Source organism: Streptomyces cupreus (assembly GCF_014257025.1).
Lineage (GTDB): Bacteria > Actinomycetota > Actinomycetes > Streptomycetales > Streptomycetaceae > Streptomyces > Streptomyces cupreus.
In genome coordinates this window covers 1-25,023 of record NZ_JACMSF010000040.1, presented here as the reverse complement: position 1 = coordinate 25,023, position 25,023 = coordinate 1, and the positions used below count along the sequence as shown (strand labels likewise).

At 69.6% G+C, this 25,023-nt stretch carries 18 protein-coding genes and 6 pseudogenes; 15 read left to right on the top strand and 9 right to left on the bottom strand.

Translation table 11 applies throughout. The features are described from left to right. Positions 1 to 107: 107 nt before the first annotated feature. Positions 108 to 1,306: pseudogene (locus H4N64_RS30080) on the bottom strand (L,D-transpeptidase). 207 nt (positions 1,307 to 1,513) lie between these two features. Between H4N64_RS30080 and H4N64_RS30075 the strand changes: the two are divergent. From H4N64_RS30075 to H4N64_RS30055, 5 genes and pseudogenes are all read left to right on the top strand, one after another. Next, positions 1,514 to 2,708 (top strand): annotated as a pseudogene (locus H4N64_RS30075) (lipid II:glycine glycyltransferase FemX). Continuing rightward, positions 2,705 to 4,336 carry a murein biosynthesis integral membrane protein MurJ gene (gene murJ, locus H4N64_RS30070; protein ID WP_272491828.1) on the top strand — a complete coding sequence of 544 codons (1,632 nt, stop codon included), beginning with the start codon at positions 2,705 to 2,707 and terminating at the stop codon, positions 4,334 to 4,336. Before H4N64_RS30075 ends, murJ begins: the two are co-directional and overlap by 4 nt. A 23-nt stretch (positions 4,337 to 4,359) precedes the next feature. Continuing rightward, positions 4,360 to 5,043, top strand: a pseudogene (locus tag H4N64_RS30065) (response regulator). Then, a complete protein-coding gene (locus H4N64_RS30060; protein ID WP_186285588.1) occupies positions 5,040 to 6,515 on the top strand; it encodes an ATP-binding protein in 1,476 nt (491 codons plus the stop codon). Before H4N64_RS30065 ends, H4N64_RS30060 begins: the two are co-directional and overlap by 4 nt. Continuing rightward, on the top strand, positions 6,512 to 7,165 hold the full coding sequence (locus H4N64_RS30055) for a hypothetical protein (protein WP_186285587.1): 654 nt from the start codon (positions 6,512 to 6,514) through the stop codon (positions 7,163 to 7,165). Before H4N64_RS30060 ends, H4N64_RS30055 begins: the two co-directional genes overlap by 4 nt. An 85-nt stretch (positions 7,166 to 7,250) precedes the next feature. Here the strand turns inward: H4N64_RS30055 and H4N64_RS45640 are convergent, their stop codons facing one another. Continuing rightward, on the bottom strand, positions 7,251 to 7,517 hold the full coding sequence (locus H4N64_RS45640) for a hypothetical protein (protein WP_260860052.1): 267 nt from the start codon (positions 7,515 to 7,517) through the stop codon (positions 7,251 to 7,253). Beyond that, positions 7,504 to 8,196 (bottom strand): C45 family autoproteolytic acyltransferase/hydolase, encoded by a 693-nt coding sequence (locus tag H4N64_RS30050; protein ID WP_260860051.1) that lies wholly within the window; start codon positions 8,194 to 8,196, stop codon positions 7,504 to 7,506. Before H4N64_RS30050 ends, H4N64_RS45640 begins: the two co-directional genes overlap by 14 nt. A gap of 356 nt (positions 8,197 to 8,552) precedes the next feature. Here H4N64_RS30050 and H4N64_RS30045 point away from each other — a divergent pair, with 356 nt between their 5' ends. Further along, complete coding sequence (locus H4N64_RS30045; protein ID WP_186285586.1) at positions 8,553 to 9,167, top strand: hypothetical protein; 615 nt, start codon at positions 8,553 to 8,555, stop codon at positions 9,165 to 9,167. A 235-nt stretch (positions 9,168 to 9,402) separates the two neighbouring features. Here the strand turns inward: H4N64_RS30045 and H4N64_RS30040 are convergent, their stop codons facing one another. Further along, positions 9,403 to 9,993, bottom strand: a complete 591-nt coding sequence (locus tag H4N64_RS30040; RefSeq protein WP_222109565.1) for a TetR/AcrR family transcriptional regulator — start codon at positions 9,991 to 9,993, stop codon at positions 9,403 to 9,405. Between the two features lie 127 nt (positions 9,994 to 10,120). Here H4N64_RS30040 and H4N64_RS30035 point away from each other — a divergent pair, with 127 nt between their 5' ends. The 4 genes from H4N64_RS30035 (at position 10,121) to H4N64_RS30020 (ending at position 13,803) form a co-directional block, all read left to right on the top strand. Beyond that, positions 10,121 to 11,206, top strand: coding sequence for a DUF2855 family protein (locus H4N64_RS30035; protein WP_186285584.1), 1,086 nt, complete (start codon positions 10,121 to 10,123; stop codon positions 11,204 to 11,206). A 70-nt stretch (positions 11,207 to 11,276) separates the two neighbouring features. Continuing rightward, positions 11,277 to 11,927, top strand: coding sequence for a histidine phosphatase family protein (locus H4N64_RS30030; protein WP_186285583.1), 651 nt, complete (start codon positions 11,277 to 11,279; stop codon positions 11,925 to 11,927). 98 nt (positions 11,928 to 12,025) lie between these two features. Further along, positions 12,026 to 13,033, top strand: coding sequence for an NADP-dependent oxidoreductase (locus H4N64_RS30025; RefSeq protein ID WP_186285582.1), 1,008 nt, complete (start codon positions 12,026 to 12,028; stop codon positions 13,031 to 13,033). Then, positions 13,030 to 13,803, top strand: coding sequence for an SDR family NAD(P)-dependent oxidoreductase (locus tag H4N64_RS30020; RefSeq protein WP_186285581.1), 774 nt, complete (start codon positions 13,030 to 13,032; stop codon positions 13,801 to 13,803). Before H4N64_RS30025 ends, H4N64_RS30020 begins: the two co-directional genes overlap by 4 nt. A gap of 217 nt (positions 13,804 to 14,020) precedes the next feature. On the opposite strand, the gene H4N64_RS30015 is transcribed toward H4N64_RS30020, so the two are convergent. Both H4N64_RS30015 and H4N64_RS30010 read right to left on the bottom strand, forming a co-directional pair. Continuing rightward, on the bottom strand, positions 14,021 to 15,361 hold the full coding sequence (locus tag H4N64_RS30015; RefSeq protein WP_186285580.1) for a ferredoxin reductase family protein: 1,341 nt from the start codon (positions 15,359 to 15,361) through the stop codon (positions 14,021 to 14,023). 210 nt (positions 15,362 to 15,571) lie between these two features. After that, positions 15,572 to 15,805, bottom strand: a pseudogene (locus H4N64_RS30010) (SbtR family transcriptional regulator); the annotation flags it as partial. 44 nt (positions 15,806 to 15,849) lie between these two features. Between H4N64_RS30010 and H4N64_RS30005 the strand changes: the two are divergent. From H4N64_RS30005 to H4N64_RS29995, 3 genes and pseudogenes are all read left to right on the top strand, one after another. Continuing rightward, positions 15,850 to 16,727, top strand: a pseudogene (locus H4N64_RS30005) (zinc-dependent alcohol dehydrogenase); the annotation flags it as partial. Between the two features lie 296 nt (positions 16,728 to 17,023). Then, a complete protein-coding gene (locus H4N64_RS30000; protein WP_186285579.1) occupies positions 17,024 to 18,664 on the top strand; it encodes a serine/threonine-protein kinase in 1,641 nt (546 codons plus the stop codon). After that, entirely contained in the window at positions 18,661 to 19,359 is a 699-nt protein-coding gene (locus tag H4N64_RS29995; RefSeq protein WP_186285578.1) for a hypothetical protein, read from the top strand. Before H4N64_RS30000 ends, H4N64_RS29995 begins: the two co-directional genes overlap by 4 nt. Before the next feature lie 225 nt (positions 19,360 to 19,584). Here H4N64_RS29995 and H4N64_RS29990 read toward each other — a convergent pair whose 3' ends face one another. Then, on the bottom strand, positions 19,585 to 19,845 hold the full coding sequence (locus H4N64_RS29990) for a dihydrofolate reductase family protein (protein ID WP_336246833.1): 261 nt from the start codon (positions 19,843 to 19,845) through the stop codon (positions 19,585 to 19,587). A 34-nt stretch (positions 19,846 to 19,879) separates the two neighbouring features. On the opposite strand from H4N64_RS29990, the pseudogene H4N64_RS46455 reads away from it, so the two are divergent. Then, positions 19,880 to 20,014: pseudogene (locus H4N64_RS46455) on the top strand (VOC family protein); the annotation flags it as partial. Between the two features lies 1 nt (position 20,015). Here the strand turns inward: H4N64_RS46455 and H4N64_RS29985 are convergent. Together H4N64_RS29985 and H4N64_RS29980 are read right to left on the bottom strand one after the other, a co-directional pair. Then, positions 20,016 to 21,266, bottom strand: a complete 1,251-nt coding sequence (locus H4N64_RS29985) for an MFS transporter (RefSeq protein ID WP_222109574.1) — start codon at positions 21,264 to 21,266, stop codon at positions 20,016 to 20,018. Between the two features lie 374 nt (positions 21,267 to 21,640). Next, positions 21,641 to 23,182, bottom strand: coding sequence for a pectate lyase family protein (locus H4N64_RS29980; RefSeq protein ID WP_186285576.1), 1,542 nt, complete (start codon positions 23,180 to 23,182; stop codon positions 21,641 to 21,643). Between the two features lie 765 nt (positions 23,183 to 23,947). Here H4N64_RS29980 and H4N64_RS29975 point away from each other — a divergent pair. Beyond that, the gene (locus H4N64_RS29975) at positions 23,948 to 24,805 is read left to right on the top strand and encodes a calcium-binding protein (RefSeq protein ID WP_260860050.1); all 858 of its coding nucleotides are present in this window, start codon (positions 23,948 to 23,950) and stop codon (positions 24,803 to 24,805) included. Positions 24,806 to 25,023: the final 218 nt, after the last annotated feature.

Genomic DNA, 25,023 nt, shown 5'->3' with positions numbered 1-25,023 from the left:
CCCGAGCTACCTCGCGACCACCTGGCAGGACGAGAAACGGCGGCCAGAGGATCCGTCCGTTACCGATCACGGACAATTCCCGGAGAGATCCCGGACAACTCACGTGGCTATCCCCGCTCCGCGCTCTTCTGCTGCCACTCGCTCCACGACAGGTTCCAGGCGCCGAAGCCGTTCCCGGGCGCCACGACGCCCTTGGTGTCCTTGCCGGTGATCTCGAAGGGGTCGCCCGGCCGCACCTGCCCGTAGAACCAGGCCGCGTTCGCGTCGCTCATCTCTATGCAGCCGGAACTCTGGTTGGAGTTGCCGAACCAGCGGGCGTTCCACGGGGCGGCGTGCGCGTACATGCCCGACCAGGTCAGCCGCATCGAGAAGTCGACCATCTTGTCGTAGGCGTCACCCAGGCCCACTGTCCCGGAGTTCATGTTGATCGTGCCCTCCTTGGCCATGAGCACGGCTGTTCCGCGCCAGGAGCGCTTGTCACCGCCGGGTGTGCCCCCGGAGACCGGTATGCGCCGCACCGTCTCGCCGTCGCGTACGAGGGTGAGCTGGTGGCTGTCGAGGTTGACCTTGACGATTTGTTCGGCGCCGATGGTGAAGGTGGTCGTGTAGTCGCGTACGAACCAGCCGCCGTCCGGGCCCGAGTCGGTGCCGTTCAGTTCGGCGTTCAGCATGACCTTGGTTCCGGGCTTCCAGTACGTCCTGGGCCGCCAGTCGACCCGGTCCTTGCCCGACCAGTCCTGTATCCAGCCCCAGGAGCCCTCGGTGTCGTTCGAGGTGGTGATCTTGAGCTGCTTCTCGACCTCGGCCTTGTTCTTGACCGGATGGTCGAAGACCAGGGAGATCGGCTGGGCGATGCCGACGGTGGCTTCGGCGCCCGGCCGCCAGTCGACCTTGTTGACCTTGTCGGCCGGGGCCGTGGTGAAGGAGGCCTTGGTGCTCTTGGCGGTTCCGCCCTCGGTCCGGGTCTTCGCCGTCACCGTGTACGCCGCGCCGCGTACGGCCTTGCGGTCGGAGACCCACGACCGGCCGTCGGCGGCGACCTTCCCGGCGAGCTTGTGGCCCTCGCCGTCGGTGACGGTCACCGAGGTGAGTCTGCCACCCTCGGCCGTGACCCTCACGGGCTCGCCGCCGGAACCTGATCTCCCTTGGGTGTGACAGTGACCGTGACCGGGCGGTAGGCGGCGCCTGAAGTTCCCTTGCCGTCCGAAGAGTTCGGGGAGCCGCTCGACGAACAGGCGGCGAGCGGTGCCAGCAGGGCGGCCACAACAGCGGCCCGGGCATGGGCGAGTACACGTATGCGCGACAACAGTGCCTCCGCAATGGGCGACAAGATGGTGGATGTCGTGACTGTAGAGGCGGAAAACCCGAGGTCAGCCGCTGTGGAGCAATGTGACGGCGACTGGTGAGGAACGGTCATGGTCCGGTCACATTCGCCGGACGGAACGGTCATGGGCCGCTGTGAGCCTCCTGTGTGTCCACGCGACAGGTCCGGGGAGAAGGAGAGGCTCACACTGTGTCAGCGCTGCTCGTTCCGCCCAGCCGCTCGTCCCGAGCACAGAACCGGGGCTTCGCCCTGCGCGCCATCACCGCGGGCACCTACCGCGCCTTCCTCGCGTCCCCCGACGGCGCGGCCCTCGGCGCCGGTTTCCTGCAATGCCCGTCCTGGGCCGAGGTCAAGGAGGGCTGGCGGGCCCAACTGCTCGGCTGGGGGCCGGATCCGGAGACGGGTGAACTGACAGGCGTGGCCCTGGTGCTGCTGCGGCAGTTCCCCGGCACCCGCAGGTACTTCGCCTATCTTCCCGAAGGACCCGTCGCCGAGTGGAGCGACCCCGAGGTCGACGGCTGGCTCGGTCCGCTGCTGGAACACCTGCGCCGCGCGGGCGCCTTCGCCGTGCGCATCGGCCCGTCGCCCGCCTACCGGCTGGGACGCCGCGCTCCTCAAGCCGCTCACCGGACCGGGCCGGCGCCTCGGCGACGTCCTCGCCAGTGAGGTGGACCCGCTCGGCACCGCCGTCGCCGAGCGGCTGCGGGCCCGGGGCTGGCGGCGCTGCGGTGGTGACGGCACCGGAGGGGACCGGGACGCCCAGCCCCGGCACGTCTTCCATGTGCCGCTCGCCGGACGCACACCTGAGGACCTGTGGTCCGGGCTCAACCAGGAGTGGCGGCGCAATGTCCGCCGAGCCGAGAAGGAAGGCGTGGAGGTCGTGGTGGGCAGCGCCGCCGAACTGCCCGAGTTCTACCGGCTGCTGGGCATCACCGAGCGCCGCGACGGCTTCCGGCTCGGCCGCTCCCTCGCCTACTACGAGCGTCAGTACGCGGCGCTCAACGCCGAGGAACCGGGCCGGATGAAGCTGTACCTCGCCCGGCACCGAGGCGAGATCCTGGCCGCCCACACGATGATCACGGTGGGCCGCCGGTCCTGGTACCAGACCGGCGCCTCCGCCGACCACCGCCGCGAGGTCCGGCCCTCCAACGCCCTGCAGTGGCGGATGCTGCTGGACGCACACGCCCTGGGCGCCGACGTCTACGACATGCGCGGGGTACCCTCCACTCTTGATCCACAGGAACGTGCGTACGGACTGCTGCGGTGGAAGCTCGGCACCGGAGGACAGGTCGTCGAGACGTTGGGGGAATGGGAGAGACCGTTGGGCGGCAGCGCCAACCACACGCTTTACCGCGCCTTCCAGGCGTACCTGAACCGCCGATGACGCCGGCCACGCTCACGACGCCGACCGGCACGAAGACAGCCTCCGCCGCGCGCGGCAGTGCCGTCATGGCCGCCGGGTCCATCGTCTCCCGCGCCACCGGTTTCGCCCGCTCCGCCGTGGTCGCGGCGGCGCTGGGCACCATCGGGCCGGTCGCCGACGGCTACGCGGTCGGCAACGCCCTGCCCACCATCGTCTACATGCTGCTCCTCGGCGGCGCGTTGAACGCCGTGTTCGTGCCCGAGCTGGTCAAGGCCGCCAAGGAGCACGACGACGGGGGCGCCGCGTACACCGACCGGCTCGTCACCGTCTGCGTCGTCGCCCTGCTGGCGATCACCGCGACCGCGATCTGGGCGGCTCCCGCGATCATCGACGCGTACACCGACTACACCGGCGAACAGGCGGACATGACCACCGCGTTCGCCCGCTACTGCCTGCCCCAGATCTTCTTCCTCGGACTTTTCACGCTGCTCGGTCAAGTCCTCAACGCACGCGGCCGGTTCGGCGCGATGATGTGGGCGCCGGTCCTGAACAACCTCGTCGTCATGACCGTCTTCGGTCTGTACCTGGCGCTGGCCATGGGCGGCGGGGACGGTGGGGCCACGCTCACCGCGACCGAGACCGCCGTGCTCGGCTGGGGCACGACCGCCGGTATCGCCGTCCAGGCGCTCGCCCTCGTCCCCGCGCTGCGCGCGGCCCGCTTCCGCTGGCGGCCCCGCTTCGACTGGCGCGGCAGCGGACTGACCCGTCCCCTGCGCTCGGCCGGCTGGCTGGTGCTGCTGGTCCTGGCCAACCAGGCCGCGTACTGGGTCACCACCCGGCTGGCCACGACCGCGGGCCTCGACGGCGGCCCCGGATACGGCGCGTACAACAACGCCTATGCCCTGTGGGTCGTACCACACGGCATCATCACGGTCTCCGTGGTGACCGCGCTGATGCCCCGGATGAGCGCCGCCGCCGCGGACGGGGACACCGCCGCCGTGCGGCGCGACGTCTCCCACGCCCTGCGCGTCAGCGCCTCCGCCGTCGTACCCGCCGCCTGCGCGCTGTTGGCCCTCGCCCAGCCGGTGATGGCCCTCGTCTTCGGATACGGCAGGACCAGCGCCGCCGACACGGCCGCCATGGCCGGAATCCTGATGGCCTTCGCGCCGGGCCTTGTCGCCCTGTCGGGCCAGTACGTCCTGTCCCGCGCCTTCTACGCGCTCTCCAACACCCGTACGCCGTTCCTGCTCAACCTCCTGATCGTCGCCCTCAACGCGGGACTGTCCCTGGCCGCCGCCCACCTGCTGCCGGCGCGCTGGGCCGTGACGGGCATGGCGGCGGCGTACTCCCTGGCGCTGTGCGCGGGCTGGGCGCTGACCGCCCGGGTGCTGAGCCGCCGGCTCGCCGTCGAACGCCCCCTGCGCTCGACTGCCCTCGGCGCACACGCGCGGCTGCTGCTCGCCGCCGTCCCCGCCTCAGCGCTGGGCCACCTCGCGGCCCTGGGAACCGCACCGGCGGGGTCGGTGGTCTCCACGGTTGCCGGCGCGGCCGCCGTCGTCCTCACCTTCGCCCTGCTCGCCCGTCCACTGCGGCTCGCCGAACTCGACGCACTGCTCTCCGGCATACGCCGCAGATCGACCCGGACCTGACCATCACCGAGGGAGAACCGCCGATGTCCCGCGTGCTTCTCATCGAGGACGACCCTTCCGTACGCGAGGGGGTCGAACTCGGTCTGCGCCGCCGCGGCCACGAGGTGCGGGCGGCCGCGACCGGTGAGGCCGGTCTCGCCGCGCTGGCCGAATTCCGCCCCGATCTGCTGCTGTTGGACCTGATGCTGCCCGGCATGAACGGCGTACAGGTCTGCCGGCAGGTCCGCGAGCACAGCCAACTGCCGATCATCATGCTCACCGCGCGCGGCGACGACTTCGACGTGGTCGTCGGCCTGGAAGCCGGTGCCGACGACTACATCGTCAAGCCCGCCCGCCCCGAGGTGATCGAGGCCCGGATCCGTGCCGTACTGCGCCGCCTGGACGACAGCGGCACCGGCCGCCCGGCCATCGAGGTCTACGGCGAACTCACCATCGACCGAGTCGGACTGACCGTCACCAAAGCCGGCCGGCGGCTCACGCTCGCACCCTCGGAGCTCAAGCTCCTGCTGCACCTCTCCGCTGCCCCTGAACAGGTCTTCAGCAGGCAGCAACTGCTGGAGCACGTCTAGGAGCACAGCTTCCACGCCGACGCCCGGCTGGTCGACGCCTGCGTGGCCCGGCTGCGCGGCAAGATCGAGGACGAGGCCGGCAGCCCCCGCTACGTGCAGACACTGCGGGGCTTCGGCTACCGCTTCGGGCCGCTGTGAGCACCGGCCCTCGTCGCCGTCGGATCCGGGCGTTCGGGCTGCGGACGCGGCTGTTGCTCGCCTTCCTGCTGGTCGCCGCGGTCAGCGCGGGCACGACGGCCGCGCTGACCTACCGCGAGGCCCGCAACGCGCTGCTGGAGACCGCCCAGGACACGGCCGTCTCGTCGTTCCGTGACCAGGTCCAGCAGACGGCCTTCGGCCTGCCCCTGCGCAACGGACCGGGCCTGGAGGAAGTCCTGCGGGACGTCGCCCGCAAGGGCAAGCCGCACCCCTGGGTGGTGTTCGCCGAGTACGGCTCGTTGCGCGCCTCCTCGGGCGAGAACCCCGTCTCCTCCGTCATCACACCCGAACTGCGCCGCGCCGCGCGGGCCAACCCCCACGGCAGCTTCGAGCGGGTCGTCAAGGACGGCGTGCCCTACCTGACGATCGCCATGCCCATGGTCTTCAAGCCTAGCCCGGACAGCCTGCTGCCCAGCGGACTCGTCCTGTACGCCGTCATGCCGATGACCGAGGAGCAGATCAACGTCGACGCCCTCCTCATGGCCGCCCGGGACGGCGCCCTGCCCGGCCTCGCCATCGCGCTGATCCCCGGCCTGATCGCCGCGCGCAGCGTGCTGCGCCCGGTGCGGGAGCTGCGCCAGGCGGCTCACAGCATGGGCAGCGGACAGCTCGACACCCGGATCCGGGTGCGCGGCAGCGACGAACTGGCTGACCTGGCAGGTACCTTCAACGAGTCGGCGGGCCAACTGGAATGCTCCATAAAGGAATTGCGCGAGGCCGGGGAACGCGCCCGCCGCTTCGCCTCCGACGTCTCGCACGAACTGCGCACCCCCCTCGCCGGAATGCTCGCCGTCACCGAGGTCCTCGACGAGGACGCGGACCGCCTGGACGCCGACACCGCGCGGGCGGTCCGGCTGGTCAGCGCGGAGACCGGAAAGCTCGCGGTGCTCGTCGAGGACCTGATGGAGATCTCCCGCTTCGACGCGCGCGCGGCCGAGTTGAACACCGACGAGGTCGACGTCGCCGAGGCCATCCGCCAGACCATGCAGAGCCGGCACTGGACCGACGACCGGTTCCGCGGCGAACTCCCCGACGGCATCCGCGCCCGCCTCGACCCGCGCCGCTTCGACCTGGTGATCGCCAACCTCATCGGCAACGCCCTGCGGCACGGTGCCGCGCCCGTCGCGGTACGGCTGCGCACCGCGGCATGCCCCGCGGGCCCGCCAGTGCTGATCATCGAGGTGATGGACAGCGGCCCCGGCATCCGCCCCGAGACGCTCCCGCACATCTTCGATCGTTTCTACAAGGCCGACGCGGCCCGTACCCGTTCGGCGGGCAGCGGACTGGGACTGGCGATCACCCTGGAGAACGTGAAGCTGCACGGCGGCACGATCCACGCCGGGAACGTGCCCGAGGGCGGTGCCGTCTTCACCGTCGAGATACCGCTGCACGCGGAGGGGGCCGCGGGATGAGGCGTGCGCGCAAGCGCCGAAGAACGGCGGCCGTCGTGGTCGTTGTCACGGCTGCCGTATCGCTGCTGGGCGGCTGCGGTATCCAGGAGACCGACGTCATCGAGGCGGGCGGTCCCGCCAGCTTCCAGGCCTTCCTCAACCGCGACTACGACATCCTGCTCTTCTTCCGTTCCCCCGACGGAGGACTGAGCCCCGTGATCTTCACGACCGGGAGCTCGGACGGGTTCGGCGCCGACTATGTCGAGTCGGGCTCCGCAGGCCAGGAGCCCGGCGACACGGCTGGAGCGGTACCGACGGAGAAGGTCGTCGCCGCGTTGCTCAGCGGTCCGCGGGAGGAAGACCTGGCCGCCGGCCTGGACACCTCCCTTCCCCCCGCCCCCCGCGGCGGGACCATCGAGGTCGAGATCCTCCCGGGCAGGGTCACCACCCGCCTGCCCCTGGCCCTGGAGGACCTCGACAGCACCGCTCTACGTCAGCTGACCTGCACGATCGCCTACAGCCAGGCCGCCGACGGCCAAGTGCTCGTGGAGCTGACCGGACGGGACGGGGCCACCAGTACCGGCACCTGTGGACTCGCCCTCGGCAGCGCCGTGAACACACCCACGCAGACCGAGTCCGGACCGCGCCCCACACCGTCCGGGCATCAATGACCACACGGACCGGCCAGGGTCAGCGGCTGTCGCGCAGACGCAGGAGCACCAGAACACCGCCGTCGCCTTCACCCTCGACGAGCTCTCAGCCAGCTTGGCCGATGGTCACGGTGCGGGATCCGGGAGCGAAGTCAGCAAAGGACTGTTCCCAGGACTCGCCTGGCCAGTAATAGGTCACACGGCGCTCGGAGGCCTGGTAATGGGCGGTGTAGACGGTGCCCAATCCGTCGTCGTACCCGGATTGATACAGCGGCGGCTTCAGCATCGCCGCCACGTCGGTGCCCGCTGCACGAATGGCGCTCAGTCGCTCTTGGGTCCGGGAGAACTGCTCCTGCTCGTCAGGCACCGGCATGTGCTGATGGTTGGCAGCGCAGGCGTCCGGCGCCCTCAGTCAGTGAGATGTCCGGCCCCACGAACACCGTCACTGCCTTCTCGGAATCGACAAGGGTGACGTTCTGCGGGATAGCGATCGGTATGGACTTCAGCTTGCCGATTGCCTCATCAACGGTGGTACACGTCTCCAGCAGGTAGCGCAGCACAATGAGGATGGCGAAGCCGTGGCCATGGACGAATCGGCCACCGAAGGTGAGCGAGACCGCGAGCCCGGCATCGTTCATCCCGTCCAGCAGGCCCCAGGCCGCATCCTGCATTCCGATCACCGGTCGGAGGAAGTGGGAGAGGACAACGGTGCCCTCGCAGTCGTCGGGGCTGAAGTCGTAGTTGCGCAGCAGGGTGCCGTCGCCGCCGATCTGGGTGCAGCCTGAGAAGAACGGTCGCAAGGTTGCGAGGGTGAGGAAGGTTTCCCCTTCGGGCCGGTCGAGCTGACGGGCGAGCCGGTCGAGCACCGGGACCAGCTCGGGCATGTGCGTCTCGAACAACTTCCGAGCACGGTCCGCGCCCTCTGGAGTCCGGCTCTCTTCGGTCATCCACCCCTCCGCGAGCGGCCACAGGGCCTGTGTATGGGTGGCCCATCGCCCGTCGCTGCCGTCCCCGACCTCGATGGCACGGAAGGTCTTTTGCTGCTGGCTCATGCCTGTCGCTCCCACGTGGACGTCGGGTGAGGTGCCCGCAACTTAGCTAATTTCGCGGGCAATTCACCAGAACAGGCATGGCTGTGGGAAGCGGCTGAGCAGGGCTCGGACACAGCCGCCGGGACACCGCCCCCGTCAGCGATGAACGCGAAGTGGACAGATCCAGCGAGGTAACTCAGCGACGCAGCAGAGACGAACACAGGTGTCTTCCGTACTATCGCTACGACACCGCTGTGCGGCCGTAACTCCTCCTGCTGACACGAGACCAGGCAGAACAGACGCACGCGTTAGATTTCGCATACGCCGAGGGCTCCCTGCCTCTCGCAGCCCCGGCGCCGAGCAAGGGTGTGAGCAACATGTCCGAAACCACCGCCGAACCCACCGAGTTGACCTCGCAGTACAGCGCCCAAGTGGCTGGCGATCTTGAGCGTAACCTCAAGGAGCAAGAACGTATCGGCGGCGAAATCGCGGCGCTGCAGGCTCAGTTGGCCGCCTTGCTCCACGATCACACGGTCCTGGTGAACATTCAGCAGGCGCTCGGCGCATCGGCCACGCCCCCAGCGCCCGAGGCCGAGCCCGCCTCGACGGTGCCCGCGCCGCGCAAGCGGGGATCGGGCGCAGCCAAGCGGGCGAAGGACAAGAAGACCGCTACGGCCGCCCGGAAGCGGAGCAGCACAAAGAGCGCCGCCACGGCCGCGGCCGCGTCGCCCGCCTCGCCCACGCTCGTCGAGCTTGTGCGCGAACACCTGGCAGACCAGGGCGAGCCTCGTTCCGCTGCCGAAATCGCTGCCGCGCTCGGCCAGCAGCACCCTGAGCGCACCGTCAAGACAACGGTCGTGCGCACGACGCTGGAAGGGCTTGTGGCCAAGAGCCAGGCCCAGCGCAGCAAGCAGGGCAACTCCGTCTTCTACACCGGCCCGGACGCCACTCCGGTCCCGGCCGGAGAAGACAGCCCGCAGCAGTCCGACTGACCACCCACAGCACCCGACGGCGAACCGCGTGACCGTGAACCGGCCCGCGCCCAGCGCCTCGTCCTCGGTCACTGTCAGCCGTATGAGGGCATCCTCGGTGGGTCCCTCACGGCACGAGGATGAGCCCGCCGGGCGTGGTGTCACGGATCCATGGGGCGGGAATCTGCCGCACCCCGGCCATGGCGATGATCCGGGGGCGAGCCGGGCCGCGTTGCAGCCAGTGCCGGTGCCGGGCTCAGTTTCGCGGCATGCGCAGCGCGTTCGTCCACAGCCGGGTGACGGTCTCGACCAGCGCGTCGAAGGGCACGGATTCGCCCAGGGCGAAGGTCGCGTACGCCAGGCGGCTGACCATCGCGCTCAAGGCTCGGGCGGTGACCTCCGGGTCGAGCTCCGGGTCGGCGAGGCCCGACTGCTGAAGGCGGGCGATGGCGGCGGCGCTGCGGTCGATGAACACGCGCGAGCGTTCCAGCCGCAGTCGCACGAACTGCGGGTCGACGGCGGCGGCCTGTTCCATGGCGGCCATCAGGCCTGCGTTGCGGCGATAGGACTCCAGATAGGCGCGGTTGGCGTCCTCGACTCCTCGCCACAGGTCCTTGCGCTCGCCGTCGCCGTCGCCGCGGTCGTCGCTGACTCCCGCGTGCAGCATCTCGTCCTGCAGCCGCTCAAGGACGGCGGCGAACACGTCCTCCTTGGATGAGAAGTGTGTGTAGAAGCTGCCGGTGGCCACTTTCGCCTCGGCTGCGATGTCGACGATGCGGGCGTCCAGATAGCCGTCCCGCTCGAAGATCCGCCGGGCCGCAGCCACCAGGGCGTCACGGGTGCGCATGCCGCGCCGGGTACGCGTCCCAGCCGGCTGGGGCTGCGCGGGCTGTCCGGTTCCAGGGTCGGGGGAGAGCATGTGTGCATCGTAGCTCAGTATTGAATCCGAATCCGGATTCAAGTACGTTCCGGTCATGGACAACACCACCGCCGCCACGTCCTGGAATCTGCTCGTCCGCCGCGACGACCTGTCCACCGCAGAGCTGGCCGACATCCCCGTCCCCCAGGTGCGGGACGGCGAGGCGTTGCTGCGCGTCGATCGGGTCGGCCTGACCGCCAACAACGTCACCTACGCAGCGCTCGGCGACTCGTTCCGCTACTGGGAGTTCTTCCCCGCCCCCCGGGCCGGCTGGGGCATCGTCCCCCTGTGGGGCTTCGCCGATGTCGTCGCCTCCCGGGTCGAGGGAATCGAGACCGGCAGCCGCTACTACGGCTACTTCCCGTCGGCGAGCCACCTGCTGGTCCGCCCCGACCGAGTCGACGAGCGTGGCTTCCGCGAGGCCAGTCCCCATCGCCGGCCACTCCCCCGGCCCTACAACGCCTACGCCCTCACCACCGGCGATCTTGCCTACGAGGTCGGCCGGGAGGACCTTCACGTTCTGTTCCGCCCGTTGTTCTGGACCTCTTTCATGCTGGCCGACTGGCTCGTCGACAACACCTGGCTGGGCGCGAAGACCGTCGTCCTGTCCTCCGCGTCGAGCAAGACGGCCTACGGCGCCGCCCACCTGTTGAAGGGGCAGGGGTGCGAGGTGGTCGGCCTGACCTCCCCGCGCAATCTCGCCTTCACCGAGGGCCTCGGCTGCTACGACCGGGTGCTGACCTACGAGGACGTCTCCGTGCTCCCGCGCACACAGACGCTGTACGCCGACTTCGCGGGCGACGAGCAGCTGTCCGCCCGGCTGGGTGCCCACCTCGGCGACTTGCTGGTGCACCAGGTGGTCGTCGGCATCACCAACCAGGAACCCGCGCCCGCCGGCACCCTCGCGGAGACGGGGCCGGCCATGTTCTTCGCCCCCGACCAGATGCGCAAGCGGATCGGCGACTGGGGGCGGGAAGGGCTGGACCACCGTTTCGCCGAGGCGTGGAAGGAATTCCTGCCCGTGGCCGAGGGGTGGGTCGACATCGCGCACAGCGACGGCCCGCAGAGCCTGAAGCAGGTCTGGCACGAGGTCCAGTCGGGGCGGACCTCGCCGCGCACCGGGCACATCATCACCCCGTAGCCATGGCCGTCCCGCTCGCCGTGCGCCCGTTGCGCACGGCCGCCCTCCGCCACCCCTCGAAAGGTCCCGCATGCCGGTCATCCACCTCGTACGGCACGGCCAGGCGTCGTTCGGTTTACCGGAGTACGACGTGCTCTCGGAACTCGGGCGGCGGCAAGCGGCCGTAGTGGGAGCCGAGTTGGCGCGGCGCGGGCTGCGCGATCCGCTCGTCGTCTGCGGCACGCTGCACCGCCAGTACGACACGGCCGAGCTGCTGATGAAGGCAGCCGGACTCAGCGGCACCCCTGCCCGGGACCCGCACTGGAACGAATACGACCACCTCCGCCTCCTCGACCGCCACGGCCCGCCGGCCCCTGGGGCCCACGCGGATTCCCGTGCCGCACAGCACCTGCTGGACCAGGCGCTTCAGGCGTGGGTGAGCGACCCGGACGACGACGGCTGGACTGCCGTCTCCCAAGGAGCCTTCGCGTCCCTGGGCGATCTGGTCGCCTCTCTCGGTCCCGGCCGCGACGCCGTGGTGGTCACGTCCGGAGGAGTCCTGGCCGCGCTGTGCGGCAGGCTCCTCGGCACATCGGCTGCGGGGACCGTCGGCCTCGACCGGGTCGCGGTCAACGCCGCCGTCACCACGCTCGTAGCCGGCGGATCCGGCATCAGTCTGCCGGCCTTCAACGACCACTCCCACTTCACCGGGGAGCTCCGGGAACTGCTGACCTACCGCTGAGGGGCAGGGCCCGTCCGCGGCGTGTGATGCACGTCACTACCCATGACATACCTACCGGTCGGTACCCTCCCGGTAGACCGCGAACGACAGGAGCCGTGATGTCCGCGACCAACCGTCAGATCCGTCTGGCAGCCCGTCCCCTCGGCGATGTGAAACCCGAGGACTGGGAGCACCGTTCAGAGCCCGTCCAGGATCCGGGCCCGGGCCGGTTCGCGGGCCGGACGCGCGTCATCTCCCTCGACCCGGCCATGCGCGGCTGGCTGGACGACCGCCCCTCCTACCTCCCTCCGGTCGGCATCGGCGAGGTCATGCGCGCCGGGTCGGTCATCGAGGTCACGGCCTCGAACCACCCCGACTACCGGCCGGGCGATCACGTGGTCGGCACGTTCGGCGTCCAGGAGTACGTGGTCTCCGACGGCAAGGGCACGATGAAGATCGACACCTCCCTCGCCCCGCCCTCCACCTACCTCGGCGCGCTCGGCATGCCCGGCATGACCGCCTACTTCGGCCTCCTCGACGTCGGGGCGCTGAAGGACGGCGAGACCGTCGTGGTGTCCGGGGCGGCGGGCGCGGTCGGCACCATGGTGGGGCAGATCGCGAAGGCCAAGGGCTGCCGGGTCGTGGGCATCGCCGGAGGACCGGAGAAGTGCGCGCTGCTCACCGACGAACTGGGCTTCGACGCGGCGATCGACTACCGCGCCGAGGATGTGCGGAAGGCGCTGCGCCGGGAAGCCCCCGACGGCATCGACGTCTACTTCGACAACGTCGGAGGGGACATCCTCGACGCCGCCCTGACCCGGCTGGCGATGCACGCGCGCGTGGTGGTCTGCGGCGCGATCAGCCAGTACAACAACGCCACCCCCGTCAAGGGCCCCTCCAACTACCTGACGCTGCTGGTGCGTCGGGCCCGCATGGAGGGCTTCGTCGTCTTCGACTACGCCAAGCAGTACGCCAGGGCCGCGCAGGAGATCTCCGCCTGGATCGCGGACGGCCGCGTCAAGGTCAAGGAACACGTGGTGAGAGGCACCGTGGACGACTTCCCCGAGACGCTGCAGATGCTCTTCCGCGGCGAGAACGTCGGCAAGCTCGTGCTGGAGCTGGCATGAGCGCGGCCGAGAGCGGGGCCGTGCTCCAGGGCCAGGTGGCGATCGTCACCGGCGGTGCCAGCGGGCTCGGCCGGGCCACGGCGCTGGCGCTGGCCCAGGCGGGGGCGCGGGTGGTGGTCGCGGATCTCGACGCACGGGGCGGGCGTGAGGTGGCCGACCTGGTCGGCGGCGCCTTCCGCGCCTGTGACGTCTCCGACCTCGACGCCAACCGTGCGCTGGTGGATTTCGCCCGGGAGCAGTACGGCGGTGTCGACATCGCATTCCTCAACGCGGGCGTGATGACCGGTTGCGGGGTGGGTGAGGACTTCGACCTGGCGCGCTACCGTCGGGCGATGGGCGCCAATCTCGACGGTGTGGTGTTCGGTACGCATGCGGTGCTGCCGGCGCTGCGGGCCCGCGGTGGCGGGGCGATCGTGGCGACCGCGTCCCTGGCGGGCCTGGCGGCGGTGCCGCTGGATCCGCTGTATGGGGCCAACAAGCATGCGGTGGTGGGGCTGGCGCGCTCGCTGGGGCCGGCTCTGGCGCCGGACAACGTGCGCTTCAACGCCGTCTGCCCGGGGTACGCCGAGTCGCGGATCATCGATCCGCTGCGCGGCATGCTGTCCGAGCAGGAAATGCCGATCATCCCGGCCGAGGTCGTGGCGGACACGGTGCTGCGGATCGTCACCGGCGACGGTGCTGGGGAGTGCTGGTTCGTCCAGCCGGGCCGCGAACCGGAACCGTTCCGCTTCCGCACCGTCCCCGGCCCGGGGAAGCCTGCCACCGTCTGAGGCAGGTACGGCAACGCCCGTTGCGGTCGCGTACGCGGCAGCACGAGCGCGAACCCATCCGCGTCAACCAGTGATCCACGGCTGGGCGCTGCCACCTGGTGCATCGGGTCCCGGACGAGCCGGCGCCAGACGCGGTGGAGCCGGTTGCGGACGCGTTCCAGCGCCGACCACAGCCGTAGCGGCCCGCTCTGCTGCACGAGCGGGCCGCCTTTCCAGGTCAGGCCATGCCGAACCGCTCGGCGTGCACCTGCCGCACGGGGACCTGCAAGTCGCGCAAGGCGGAGAGCACGGCCGAGTTCATGGCGGGCGGGCCGCAGACGTACACGTCACGTTCGATGATGTCGGGGACCAGCTGGTGCAGGGTGCTCGGGCCGAGCGGCGGGACGCCGTCCTGGCCGGTCCTGCCGGTGAGCAAGTGCAGCCGCCCGCCCTGTTGCGCGACCAGGTGGCGCACCTCGTTCAGCAGCACGGCATCGGCCTCGCTGCGCACCCGGTACAGCACGACGACGTCGCCCGTCGTCTGCTCCTCCAGCATGGCCCGCACGGGCGTGATCCCCACGCCGCCGGCGATCAGCAGGGCGCCGGGCCGGGTCCGGTGCAACGACGTAAAGGCCCCGTACGGCCCTTCGACGAAGGCGCGGCTGCCGACCGGCACGTTCCGCAGGCCGGCGCTGGAGCCGCCCACCGCCTTTGCCGTCAGACGCAGCTCCTGTCCGCCCGGCGCCGCCGACAGGGAGAAGGGATTGGCAATCCACCAGTGGTTGTGCCCGGGAAATCGCCAGATGCAGAACTGGCCGGCCCGGGCGGGGAACTTGTCGAGGTGCTGTCCGGTCACGTACACGGAGACCACGTTCAGCGACTCCGGTACGACGGCCACAACGCGGAATTGGTGGTAGGCGTTGCGCCACAGCGGCAGGGCGACACGCCCGGTCAGCAGCGCACCGAACGCGAACAGCCACAGGCTCCACCAGTAGGCCGTGGCGAACGCGGAGGACGTGAACGTCGTCGTCTCCTGCAACTGGTGGACGAACGCCAGCCCCAGGGCCACGTAGAGCAGCAGGTGCAGACCGTGCCACACCTCGTACTGCAGCCGACGCCGCAAGGACCGGGTGGAGATCACGGCGATCACGACGATAACGGCCGCGGCGAGCATGCCCAGCAGGGAGGCCGGAACCCCGCTCAGTGCAACGAACGTCTTGCCCATGGACGCGTCGTCGAGTGTCGCGTAGCCGAGCACCACCAAAGTGGCGTGGGTAAGGACGGTCCACAGCAGAGAGAAACCGACCCAGCGATGCCACACCGTGAGCCGGTCCATCCCGATGCGCCGGTCCAGCCACGGCAGCCGGGCCACCAGCAGCAGTTGAAACAGCATCAGCAGGGCTGCGTGCAGTCCGAAGAACTTCGCGACCGTGAGCACCTCGTTCTTGCCCTCACCGACGCTGAGGAACAATGCCTCGACGACCGCCACGTTGACGAGGACAAATGTCCACATCGCCCAGCGCGCCGCATCCACCGGAAGCACGGTGCGTGTCCGCACCGTGCTGCTCGCAGCCATCATGGTCGCCCCCCATCCCCCGGGCCACATGCTCACGGCCCATGTGCACAAACCCCATGAAGACCGAGGAATTCTGCCGAATGCGAACCTCGATCGGGTAAGGATACGGCGCGCCGGCCCGATCCGTTCATGCCGGAACAGTCCATCTCGTCGCCATTTTTGGCGCTCGGCGGCTGGGGGGTACGCAGTCACCCGGGTCGGCGCAGAGGATGATCAGCCTCGCGTGGGCGCTCCCGCGCGCAACCCGTCCATGACGAGATCCAAAAGCCAAGCGCTCTGGGCTTGCCAGTCCCCGCGGGAATCGATCTGCCAGATACCGGCGATGGCCAGGACGAAGTCGTCGGCAGTCACCCCTGGACGAATGGTGCCGGCCTTGTGATTGGCGGCGAGGAGAGCCTCGATCGCCTCGACCACCAGCGCGTATCCCGGCTGAGCCGGTCCGTCCGCCGTCCCGATGGGCCACGCGGCGGCAGCCGCATATCGAACACAGCATCGACACGCCGTTCGCCCTCGGGCACGAGTGCATCGCCCGCGTCACCGACATCGGCGACGCCGTGACCACCGTGGCTCCAGGCGACCTCGTCGTCGTGCCCTGGTCCATCAGCTGCGGCGCGTGCGACCACTGCCGCACCGGACTGACCGCCCACTGCACCTCGGTCCCGCACATGGCCATGTACGGCGCACCGGTCGGCGGCAGTTGGGGCGGCCTCTTCTCCGACCTGGTCCGCGTCCCCTACGCGGACGCCATACTGGTCCCGCTGCCGGCCGGTCTCGACCCGGTCGCGATGGCTTCGGCGAGCGACAACTGGTCACTGTCCTGGCGCCTGGTCGCGCCCCACCTCAAAGCCCGCCCCGGCGCGCGCGTGCTGGTCCTGGCCAGGGGCAGCATCGGCCTGTACGTCTGCGACATCGCCCGCGCCCTCGGCGCCTGCGACATCCTCTACGTCGACCCCGACCCCGAGCACCGCAAGCTCGCCGAAGGCTTCGGCGCCCGCACCGCCGAGGCGACCGAACCGATCCATCACGGCTTCGACCTGGCCCTCGAGGCCACCGGCCGCGTCGATCAACTCGCCCTCGCCGTCAAGTCCGTCGCCCCCGAGGGCATCTGCGAGTCGGCCGGCAACCACTTCCGCTCCGGCGAACTCCCGCTCCTCGACATGTACCTCACCGGCGTCACCCTCCGCATCGCCCGCGACAACGTCCGCAACCACATCCCCGACGCCCTCGACCTCGCCGCCTCCGGCTCCGTCGCACCCGAACGCGTCGTCTCCTGTGTCCTCGACTGGGAGCAACTCCCCGACGCGCTGCCGGAAAAGCACCTGAAGCCGTCTTCGTCCGCGACACCACTCCGCCCCGGGCCGCACGCTGACCAGCGCAGTACGGCCCACCACCATGTAACACAGAGACACCTCGATGAACTCGCCCCTCACCGGCCGGGCGCGCACGACTCCGCCGCTGTCGGGCATGACAGCGGACCCCCGATCCCCGATCTCCGATCCCCGATCCCCGATCCCCGATCCCCGATCCCGCACTCACCGTGTCACGGTCCGGGTACGCCTCACCAATACTTCTGGCCCCGCAACCGCAGTGGCCGAAAATGTGTCTCTGAGCGCGTGGCATGGCCGCGCCGGAGTGGGTGAGGGCTCCGCCACTTTGGGGGATGCGATGAGCACATGGGAAGTGCCCGGATACACCGAGTCACTCGAACTCGGCTCGGGAGCGAGCGGGCGGGTCGTCCTGGCCGTCCACGAGGAGACCGGCGTCGCGGTCGCGGTGAAGTACCTCAGCGAGTCACTGCGCACCCGGCCCGGCTTCCTGTACGACTTCCGAGCGGAAGCACGGCTGCTCGGCGGCCTTGCGAGCCCGTACGTCACCGGTTTGTACGAGTACGTGGAGAGCCCGCACGGAGCTGCCATCGTGATGGAGCTGGTGGACGGCGTCTCCCTGCGGACCCTGCTGACCCGTCATGGCCCGCTCACCCCTGAAGCCGGCCTCGTCATCCTCAAGGGATCACTGCTCGGCCTGGCCGACGCCCACCGCGTCGGCGTCGTCCACCGTGACTACAAGCCGGAGAACGTCCTGGTCGTGCCGGACGGATCGTCCAAGCTCGTCGACTTCGGGATCGCGGTGGACTCGGGCACCAGCGCCGGTGTGGCGGGAACCCCGTCCTACATGTCCCCGGAGCAGTGGACGGGCGCGCCCGCCTCACCAGCCGCCGACGTGTACGCGGCCACGGCGACCTTCTTCGAGTGCCTGACTGGTCACAAGCCCTATTCGGGCGACAACTTCGCGGAGCTGGCGTTGCAGCACGTCGAAGCGCCCGTCCCTGCCGAGGAGGCTCCCGAAGCCGTACGCGAACTCGTCCGCCGCGGTCTGGCCAAGGACCCGGCACAACGGCCCGCGCAGGCAGAGGAGTTCGTCACGGAACTGGAGGCGGTCGCCGGCACCGCCTACGGGCACGACTGGGAGGAACGGGGCCGAGGCCGGCTCGCCGCGCTGGTGGCGCTGCTGCCCCTGCTGCTGCCCTCGACCCGCAGCACCCCCCGGACCACCACGGACATCGCACGCACTGTCCTGCCTCACGGGCCGGGCCCTGCCCCGGCCCGAGCATGGCTGCCCGGCCGACCCGGAATGCTGGTATCGATCGCGGCCGTCATTCTCGGAGTGCTCCTGACCTACGGAACCCCGTTGAACCCAGGGACCGCGGCGCAGCAGACGGGGCAGGAGGCCCTGGCCACGACCAGCGCCCCGCCCGACGCGGAGCCGGCCGGGACCACAGCGCCGACTTCGTCGGCTGCCCCGTCCCCTACGTCCACCTCGTCGGGAAGCCCGTCGTCGTCATCCAGCCAGTCGCCCACAGGCTCGGCAACCACCGGTTCCGCGGAACCCGCTGACCCCGGTGAGGGGACGACAACAACGCCCGCAGGCACGGAGACCACGGAGACGCCGACGACCACCTCTCCCCCGTCGCCGGCCGCGCCCGCCGTCAAGGCCGTTGCGGTGTCGGGCTTCGGCCAGACAGGTCCTACGACCGCCACGGCAACCATCGACGTCACCACGGACGGCACCGGGCCGGTCTCCATCACCGTCTCGTGGTTCACGAGCAATGCCAGTGGACAGCTCGGCGCTGCCGACGGTGCGCCTCAGACGTTCACGCGCAGCGGAGCCACCACGTACTCGATCACCGTCGACCACACGTTCCAGAACATCGGCTGCTACTGGTCGGTTCATGCCACAACCGACCCGGGCGCCGCCGGCGGTGATGCCTCTCAGCAGCTCCTGACCAGGCAGTGTGACATTCGATGACCGCTCAGAACGACCGCACTCCCCCACCCGCCGAAGATCGCGAACCGACGCAAGTCCACAGCGACGGACCCGGCTCTGTCGACTCCGAGTACAGCGCCACCGTGCTGGCCAGCCACTGGATACAGAGACCGACACCGCACGACACGCTCGTCGAGGAGACCCCTGCACAGACACCGTCGTCGCCCCCGCCCGACCGCGTCGAAGGCACCGTATTGCGTTTCGGCCCGGGCGTCACCGCCGCCGCCGTCGCGCACCGCACGCACGGGACACTCCCCGCGGTGGCGACGCCCCCGGCACCCCCTCGTCGGCGGTTGCGCAGACACGCTCTGCCTGCCGTGGTCTTGATCTGCGTCCTCGCGTTCCTCGCCTGGCAGCGCCTCGGGCCGTCCGTCGAGGTGAACACGGTGGCGGTCACGGCCCGGCCGACAGTGCTGGGGTGCGACCAGACGGCGGACGTCATCGGCCTGGTCAGGACGAACGGCAGTCCCGGCACGCTCTCCTACCGCTGGACCAGAAGCGACGGCACCGTCTCCGACGTACTGCGTGAAGTGGTGGTCCGCGGCCAGAAACACGCACGCCTGCACCTGATGTGGACCTTCCAGGGCGAGGGTCACCGCACGGCGCGGGCAGAGCTTCAACTCCTGTCGCCGACCCACAGAACGGTCGCCGTTCAGTTCGTGTACGACTGCTCCTAGCTCGGCCACGTAGTTCATCGGCCACAGCTGTCCGCCGTGGGTGTGTCCGGACAGTTGCAGGTCCACCCCGCTTGGACGCTGGTCTACCCGACCGCGCTGACCAACGGCCCCGCCAAGGGAAGCGCATGAGGGCGACGCGGTGATCACCGACTGACGGCAGAGCGTCCCGAGGCGACGCGTGCATCGGACCAAGGGTCTTGAATTCACTGTCCGTGAAACCGGTGGCTACCTTTTCGGCTTCGACAGCCCCGCGAACAATGTCGGCCCGTGGCCCACCAGCCTGGGCTGCACCACGAACTCGTACTCATCGATCAATCCCAGCTCCGCCAACGCGAGAGGGAGCTGCACGCCTCCCACGAACCGTCCCTTACCCGACTCCCGCTTGAGCTGCTGAACGGCCTTCGCCAGATCCCCGCGCACGAGCTCCGCGTTCCAATCGACCCGGTCCAGGGTGCTCGACACGACGTACTTCTTGGCCGCGTCGATGGTCCGGGCGAAGGGTCTTCGTCCGCGAGAATCTCGGGCCCTCGGCGCCGCCGACCTCGACCTCGGCCAGTGCGACGTCCCGTGGACGTGCCTGGCCGACCCGGAGGGCCACGAGTTCTGCGTCCTCGCCAGTCCTGACGCGGAGCCTTGTCGACTCCCCGACACGTGAGTCACACAGACGGGGGCGGACTCTGCGGTGGGGCGGGAAGCGTTCGTCCCAGGCGGGCGAGTGGGGACAGGGCCATCAGTGTCGGCGACAGCAGCATGCCTGCGGCTGTTACCAGGAGGCTGGTGCGTGTCCCCCACCCTTCCGCGAGGAGGCCGCCGAGCAGCGAGCCGAGCGGGGTCAGCCCCATGCCGACGAAGGTGATCGTCGCGGCCGCGCGGCCTTGCATACCGTACGGAGTGACGGTCTGCCGGACGGCCATGACCGTGACATTCACCAGCTGACTGAAGGTCCCGAACACGAAGTTGACCGCGAGGAGCGCGGGAACCGTCACCGTTGAGGGGCCGTGCAGTGCGGGCACGAACAGGAACATGCCGTCGCCGAGTGCTGCCGCGGACACGAGCACGGCGCCATATCCGAAGCGGTTCGGCAGGCGGGCGGCCAGCAGCGAGCCCAGGAGCGCGCCCGGCCCCGTCGCCGCGAGTGCCAGCCCGACGGCGGTACCCGATAGGTGCAGGTCCCGTGGCAGAAACAGCAGATAGATGGTCATCACTGCCGCGAAGAAGAACTGGAAGGCGGCTGACGCGAGGCACACGGTCCGCAGCGCGGTGTCGCCGACGACAAAGCGGAGGCCCTCATGGATCCGCCGCCAGACGCGAGGAGGACGTTCCGAGCGTTCCGGGATCGACTCGCGGCGACGCATCCGTCGGATCGACAGGAACGACAGCGCGAACAGCGCTGCGCTGGAGGCGGCAGCGATCGGCGCCGACAGCACGGACACCAGCGCGCCGCCGAGGGCGGAACCGCCGATCTGCGCCACGGACCGACTGCCCTCAAGCGCGCTGTTGCCCCGCACCAACTGATCGCGTTTCACCAGCCGTACCAGAGATGCCTGGTATGCCACGTCGAAGAACACGGACAGGGCCCCGACGGCGAAGGCAACCACGAGCAGCGCCGGCAGGCCGAGCCCGCCGAGGAGGCCGGCCACGGCGGCGGCGCCCAGTGCCAGGGCCCGGCCGGCGTCCGTCAGCACCATCACCGTACGGGTCCGCCACCTGTCCACCCACGCGCCGACGAAGAGCGAGAGCAGCAGGATCGGCGCCTGCCCCACCGCCCGCAGGGCGCCCAACTGGCCGGCACCGGCGTTGAGCGTCAGGACGGCGAAGAGCGGCAGAACCACCAGACTTGCATGTTCGCCCAGTTGGGAGGCCGTCTGGCCCACCCAGAGCCGGCGGAAGTCGCCGTCCCGCCACAGGCTCGACGGAACAGGTCGACCGGAATCGGATACAGCGGAGGAACAAAACGGCACAGGGGCCCCTCGGATGACCGAAGACGAGACCCGCCGACCGGCGCACGCCATGGGCACCGACCATGTCAGGCAGCGGCAAAGGAAGGCTCGCTGTGCCGCGCATCAAGGGCAGCACGCGATGACAGGCCGTTCACGGCCACAACGTCAACGCGTGCTCGGGCGACCGACCATGTCTACGCTCCTCCTGAGTCACTTTCTACGCGAACACTAGCCGTCGGTCGGCAGCGCACGAAAGGCAATTGAGGGCTGGGCGGACATGTCGTGGATCTGCTCTGGGGACCCTGGTGTGTCGCGCCGTGCCGGAGAGGCGGCGGGGGTTCCTACGAGCCGTAGGTCTCGAACTCTGCCACCTTGGGTGTGCTGGTCGAACCGGTGATCTCGAAGGTGATCTTGTTGAGTGAAGTCTGCGGGAAGGTGATGACACCCGCGCCGCTGCCGGAGGTCAGGACGGCTCCTGTGTCGGCGTTGAGGAGCCTCCAGGAGCCGATGGCTCCCTGGGATCCGGCGGCCTCGCGGATGTTGACGCTGGAAACCGTGGTGGCGGAGCCCCACTTGATGGAGATGGATCCGGTCGAGCCGGTGGGCGACCAGTACGTGTTCATGTCGCCGTCGCGGACATTGCCATAGCTCGTGCCGTCGGCCTTGCTGGAGCCGTCGGAACCTGCCCCGATGCTGAGGTTGGTGCCGGTGGGCTGGGTCGGGCTCGGCGTGGCAGTGGGAGTGGGAGTCGGGGTCGGGGTCGGGCTCGGTGTCTGTGCTGTGCAGTTGCCGTCCGACACCTGAAGGCCCGTGCCGGCGCCCGCCGTTCGGCTCACGACGTCGGGCACGCACGCGGCGGCGTCGAGTGTGTAGGCGTAGGGGATGCTCACCGTGGTGTTGGACTGGGGGTTGGGGCCCGCGGGGTGGTTCTCGGTGCCGGCGCTGGACCAGGTGACGTTGTCGAACACGTTGCCGCTCACCTGCCAGTAGCCGAGTTCGTCGGTGTAGAAGGTGCCCAGGACGTCCTTGGAGTCCTCGAAGTAGTTGTTGTCCACCTTGGCCTTGGCTCCGGCGCGGGAGTTGATGCCGGACTCGTTCAGGCTCGTGTAGTGGTTGTTGTAGATGTGGGCGGTGCCGCCGCGCAGCAAGGGCGTACGGGAGTCGATGTTCTCGTAGCGGTTGTGGTGGAAGGTGACGTATCCGTTGGTGAGGTCGCTTTCGCTGGATCCGATGAGGCCGCCGCGGCCGGAGTTGCGCAGGATGCTGTAGGACAGCGTCACGTACTGGGTGTTGTCCTTCATGTCGAAGAGGCCGTCGTACCCTTCCGACTCGCCGCCCGACGCCTCCAGGGTGGCGTGATCGACCCAGACGTTGCGCACGTCGCTCTCCATGCCGATGGCGTCGCCGCCGTTGGATGTGGGCGAGCCTGACTTCTTCACGTTCCGGACCGTCACGTTCTGGATGATGATGTTGCTGGATTCACGGATGTGGATGCCCAGTTGGTCGAAGACGGCTCCGCTGCCGACTCCGATGATCGTGACGTTGCTGATCTGCTTGAGTTCGATCACACCGTCGGCCGTGTTGCAGCTCTCGCCCGACACCTTCGCGGTGTTGCCGTGGTTGATGGTCCCCTCGACCTCGATGACGATCGGCGTACTGCTGCTGGCCCGGCCGCACAGTGCCGCGTGGATCGCGGTGCCCGTGGTGGCCCGGACCGTCTGCCCGCCGGCCCCACCGGTGGTTCCGCCGTTCTGCGTCGCGTAGCCGGTGGCGCTGCCGATCGCCGCCGATGCCTCGGGCATCGCCAGGGCCACACCGGCCGCGGTCGCCAGGGCCAGCGCGGCTGTGGCCGCGGACAGTCGTAGTGCGACAGGTCTTCTCATGCTCGTCTCCTCAATTCGGCGTGGTTCTTGTGCTGTGTGTCGTGCGTCTTGAAGCACTTGGGCAGGTCGGCGCGCTCGCACGGCCCCGCGCTTTCTGGCGGACTCCGGACGGCTACAGGCTGTTCGTTGTCGGTGCGGAGTTCAGTGCGGCGCGGGCCTGTGATGGGTGGAGCTGGAAGCGTCGGGCGGCGGGGCGCGGACTCGCGGTCCGCTCCGATCGCCGTCCCAACGGCCCTTCGCTGGAACGGTGTTCGCCCGCTCCCGTTGCCGTGACCGGCGCCCCTCAGGAGGAGCCGTCGCCTCCGGGGGCACGGCGGGTGGTGCCACTCGTGCGCGTCATGATGTGCACCCTTCGTTCCACGGCATGCCGGCACCGTGAAGTACCGTCATGCCGGATCGTCGGCGGCTCGTGCACACGCCACGGCGGCCCACCGCGACGGTCGTTCGGCTTTCCCGGGGCGGTTGGAGACGCTTTGGGAAAGCGCTTTCTGGCGGCAGACGATAAGGGTCGCACGACAGGCTGACAAGACTGTGGGCGGAATCTGGTTCACATTCTCGAACGACCTTTCCGGCGAGGAGCCGCTGGTGGACCTCGCAGTTGGGCAGTCCTTGCCAGTGGCGGTCGTTTTCCCGCCCTGGCCGGGGCAACGCTCGGGACGGCTCGGCAGTCGTAGGGAGTGACCCGCATACGTCTCCCGTGCTCGCCACCAACCTCCGTCGCTCGTGCGGTGGTTGGCCACAAGGTCGGTCATCCCTGGAGGGTTCATGAGCCGCTTCGCCGCACGGCCCAACGACAGACAGCGCGGCGGGCGCCGCATCGCCGCGCCCATCGCCGCCGCTCATGCCCTACGGCGCAAGCCCGTCGCTCGGGCGACAAGCCGCGGTGCGGTGGTAGGGGCCGTCGCCGTTCTGCTGGCAGGGGCCCCGGGCTCGGCCGATGCCGCGTCCAGCGACCCGGTGGTCAGCGGTGTCACCGTCAACTCCGGACATGACGTCATCGTGGGTATCACGCAGAACGTGGCGTTCCCGGTCACGGTCACCGGGGCGGATGACTCCGGCCTGTCTTTCGTCGATGTCGATCTGAAGGGGCCGCATGGCGGCTTCTACACCACCGACGCGTTCTGCGAGAGCGCAACGGCATGCACGACGGTGTTCACCGTCAACGCCCACCCGGCCCCGGGCAGCGACGATCCGGTGGACCTGGCCAACGCCAACGCGGGGACCTGGTCGGTCGACGCCCTGGTCGACGCCAACGACGGCGATTCCGTTTTCGCCCCCGGCGTAGGGTCGTTCGGCCTCAAGCGTGCCGCGCGGCTCACGGTCAACGCCTCACCGGAGCCGGTGGCCAAGGGCGCTCCTGTCACCGTCACCGGCAAACTCGTGCGTGCCGACTGGGACACCTACCGGTACGCGGGATACGCGGGCCGAGCCGTCAAACTGCAGTTCCGCCCGAAGGACAGCAGTTCCTACACCACGGTGGGCACCGTGAACACCAACAACACCGGCAACCTGCGCGCCACGGTCAAGGCGGTCAAGGACGGCTATTGGCGCTGGAACTTCACCGGCTCCACGACCACCGGCCCGGCCAGGGCCACGGGCGACTACGTCGACGTACGTCCCTGATCCAGCAAGCGCCGCATGGGACACGGCCGGCTTGTCGGCCACCAGGTAACGGCTGCCGGCACGCCACTCTCGCGTGCGGGACTACCGGCGATGTTCTGAGCGTGTGCAGGACTGTGGCCGCCAGGGCGCGTTCCCAGTCGGGCCGTACGCCGACTCCATGACGGGAGTGCGAGGTCGGGCGGCTGCGACGGGGCGGAGCGATGGCGTGTCACCGGGGG

What these genes read in the sequence shown, in the direction of transcription:
- H4N64_RS45640 (WP_260860052.1), bottom strand. Translation starts at nt 7,517, where the DNA reads ATGCCGGTGCCTGACGAGCAGGAGCAGTTCTCCCGGACCCAAGAGCGA.
- H4N64_RS30015 (WP_186285580.1), bottom strand. Translation starts at nt 15,361, where the DNA reads ATGATGGCTGCGAGCAGCACGGTGCGGACACGCACCGTGCTTCCGGTG.
- H4N64_RS30000 (WP_186285579.1), top strand. Translation starts at nt 17,024, where the DNA reads ATGAGCACATGGGAAGTGCCCGGATACACCGAGTCACTCGAACTCGGC.
- H4N64_RS30040 (WP_222109565.1), bottom strand. Translation starts at nt 9,993, where the DNA reads ATGCGCACCCGTGACGCCCTGGTGGCTGCGGCCCGGCGGATCTTCGAG.
- H4N64_RS30050 (WP_260860051.1), bottom strand. Translation starts at nt 8,196, where the DNA reads ATGAGCCAGCAGCAAAAGACCTTCCGTGCCATCGAGGTCGGGGACGGC.
- H4N64_RS30025 (WP_186285582.1), top strand. Translation starts at nt 12,026, where the DNA reads ATGTCCGCGACCAACCGTCAGATCCGTCTGGCAGCCCGTCCCCTCGGC.
- H4N64_RS30055 (WP_186285587.1), top strand. Translation starts at nt 6,512, where the DNA reads ATGAGGCGTGCGCGCAAGCGCCGAAGAACGGCGGCCGTCGTGGTCGTT.
- murJ (WP_272491828.1), top strand. Translation starts at nt 2,705, where the DNA reads ATGACGCCGGCCACGCTCACGACGCCGACCGGCACGAAGACAGCCTCC.
- H4N64_RS29995 (WP_186285578.1), top strand. Translation starts at nt 18,661, where the DNA reads ATGACCGCTCAGAACGACCGCACTCCCCCACCCGCCGAAGATCGCGAA.
- H4N64_RS30035 (WP_186285584.1), top strand. Translation starts at nt 10,121, where the DNA reads ATGGACAACACCACCGCCGCCACGTCCTGGAATCTGCTCGTCCGCCGC.
- H4N64_RS30030 (WP_186285583.1), top strand. Translation starts at nt 11,277, where the DNA reads ATGCCGGTCATCCACCTCGTACGGCACGGCCAGGCGTCGTTCGGTTTA.
- H4N64_RS30045 (WP_186285586.1), top strand. Translation starts at nt 8,553, where the DNA reads ATGTCCGAAACCACCGCCGAACCCACCGAGTTGACCTCGCAGTACAGC.
- H4N64_RS29975 (WP_260860050.1), top strand. Translation starts at nt 23,948, where the DNA reads ATGAGCCGCTTCGCCGCACGGCCCAACGACAGACAGCGCGGCGGGCGC.
- H4N64_RS29980 (WP_186285576.1), bottom strand. Translation starts at nt 23,182, where the DNA reads ATGAGAAGACCTGTCGCACTACGACTGTCCGCGGCCACAGCCGCGCTG.
- H4N64_RS30020 (WP_186285581.1), top strand. Translation starts at nt 13,030, where the DNA reads ATGAGCGCGGCCGAGAGCGGGGCCGTGCTCCAGGGCCAGGTGGCGATC.